Source organism: Actinoplanes sp. NPDC048791, assembly GCF_040650095.1.
Classification (GTDB): Bacteria; Actinomycetota; Actinomycetes; order Mycobacteriales; family Micromonosporaceae; genus Actinoplanes.
In genome coordinates this window covers 1-2,224 of the sequence record NZ_JBEZGQ010001233.1, presented here as the reverse complement: position 1 = coordinate 2,224, position 2,224 = coordinate 1, and the positions used below count along the sequence as shown (strand labels likewise).

Below are 2,224 nucleotides of genomic sequence, written 5' to 3'. Positions count from 1 at the left end.
GCGCCGCCGGGCCTCAGGGCCGCGCCGGCGTGGCCGCCGAGATCCTGCACCGGATCAACGCCCGCATCTTCGAGATCGCCCACGCCGTGCAGCACACCACCGGCCAGGCGTTCGTCATGGCGTTCCAGGCCGGCGGGGCGCACGCCCAGGACCGCGGGCTCGAGGCCGTCGCCGTCGCGCTGGCCGAGTCGACGCGCATTCCCGTGACCACGTCGTGGGCCAAGCCGCAGCGTGGTGGCGACCCGCTGCGCATGGCCAAGACCAGCACGGTGGTCGGCCGCGGCGTCTCGCTGCTGATCGGCTGCAACACGTTCCCCACCTGGAACGGCTACCCCGGCCTGTTCGCCAGTCTGGTCACCGGCAACCCGGTCATCGTGAAGCCGCACCCCGGCGCTGTGCTGCCGCTGGCCATCACCGTGCAGATCGCCCGCGAGGTGCTCGCCGAGGCCGGGCTGGACCCCAACCTGGTGACCCTGGCGGTCGAGGAGCGCGGCGACGGTATCGCCGCCACCCTGGCCACCCACCCCGACGTGCGGATCGTCGATTTCACCGGCTCCAGCGAGTTCGGCAACTGGCTCGAGGCGAACGCCCGCCAGGCGGTGGTCTACACCGAGAAGGCCGGCCTCAACACGGTCATCGTCGACTCCACCGACGACTACAAGGGCCTGCTGCGCAACCTGGCGTTCTCGCTGTCGCTCTACAGCGGGCAGATGTGCACCACCCCGCAGAACCTGCTGGTCCCGTCGACCGGCATCGAGACCGACGCCGGCCACCGCAGCGTGGAGGAGTTCGGCACCGACCTTTCCGCCGCCCTCGACAAGCTGCTCGGTGACCCCAAGCGGGCCGCGGGCACGCTGGGCGCGATCGTCAACGACGGCGTGCTGGCCCGGCTCACCGAGGCCGGCAACGCCCCGAGCGTCATCCACCCGTCCGCGGCCGTGGCCGACGAGCAGTATCCGGACGCGACCATCCGCACCCCGGTGGTGCTGCGGCTCGACGCGGCCGACGAGAAGGCCTACACCCGCGAGTGGTTCGGGCCGGTGTCGTTCGTCATCGCCACCGAGTCGACCGCACACAGCCTCGCGCTGTTCACCGAGACGGTGCAGCACCACGGCGCGCTCACCGCCTCGGTCTATTCGACCTCGCCCGAGGTGCTGGCCGCGGCGCGCGAGGCCGCGCTGGACGCCGGCGTGCACCTCTCGGAAAACCTCACCGGTGGGGTCTTCGTCAACCAGACCGCCGCGTTCAGCGACCTGCACGGCACGGCGGCCAACCCCGCCGCGACCGCCTCGCTGACCGACGCCCACTTCGTCACCGGCCGGTTCTTCACGCTGCAGTCGCGTCACCACGTCACCGAGGAGAGCAATGCCTGAGGCCTTCCTGGTCGGCGGAGTCCGCACCCCGCAGGGCAAGTACGGCGGTGCCCTCTCCGGCGTGCGCCCCGACGACCTCGCCGCCCTGGTCGTCCGGGAGGCGGTCAGCCGCGGTGGGGTGCCCGCCGAGGCGATCGACGAGGTCATCCTCGGTGCGGCCAACCAGGCCGGTGAGGACAACCGCAACGTCGCCCGGATGGCCGCGCTGCTCGCCGGCCTGCCCGACACGGTCCCCGGCTACACGGTCAACCGGCTCTGCGCCAGCGGCCTCACCGCGATCATCTCCGCCGCCCAGGCGGTCCGCAGCGGCGAGGCCGACCTGATCGTGGCCGGCGGTGTCGAGTCGATGACCCGGGCGCCCTGGGTGATGGCCAAGCCGGGCACGCCGTGGGCCCGCCCGGGCGAGATCGTGGACTCCTCCCTGGGCTGGCGCTTCACCAACCCCCGCTTCACGGCGCACGACAAGGACGCCGGCACCGGCCCCGAGGACCGCCGGGTCACCCTGGCGATGGGGGAGACGGCGGAGGAGGTCGCGGCCCTCGACGGCATCAGCCGCGCCGACAGCGACGCCTTCGCGCTGCGCAGCCACGAGCGCGCCATCGCCGCGATCGACGCCGGCCGCTTCGCCGCCGAGATCACGCCGGTGCCGCTCAAGGACGGCGAGCTGACCGTCGACGAGATCCCGCGCCGCGGCAGCAGCCTCGAACGCCTCGGTGCCCTGCGACCCGTGTTCCGCGCGGGTGGCGTGGTGACCGCAGGGTCGTCGTCGCCGCTCTCGGACGGCGCCGCCGCCGTGGTGGTGGCCAGCGCCGAGGCCGTGCAGCGGTACGGCCTGACCCCGCGCGCCCGCA

At 73.3% G+C, this 2,224-nt stretch carries 2 protein-coding genes; both read left to right on the top strand.

Going from position 1 to position 2,224, the window contains the following annotated elements:
- On the top strand, window positions 1–1,373 hold a 1,373-nt coding region (paaN, locus tag AB0C29_RS44770; protein ID WP_360833954.1), incomplete at its 5' end, for a phenylacetic acid degradation protein PaaN.
- Window positions 1,366–2,224: acetyl-CoA C-acyltransferase (locus AB0C29_RS44765; RefSeq protein WP_360833952.1), on the top strand; the 859-nt coding region annotated here is incomplete at its 3' end. The genes paaN and AB0C29_RS44765, both read left to right, overlap by 8 nt.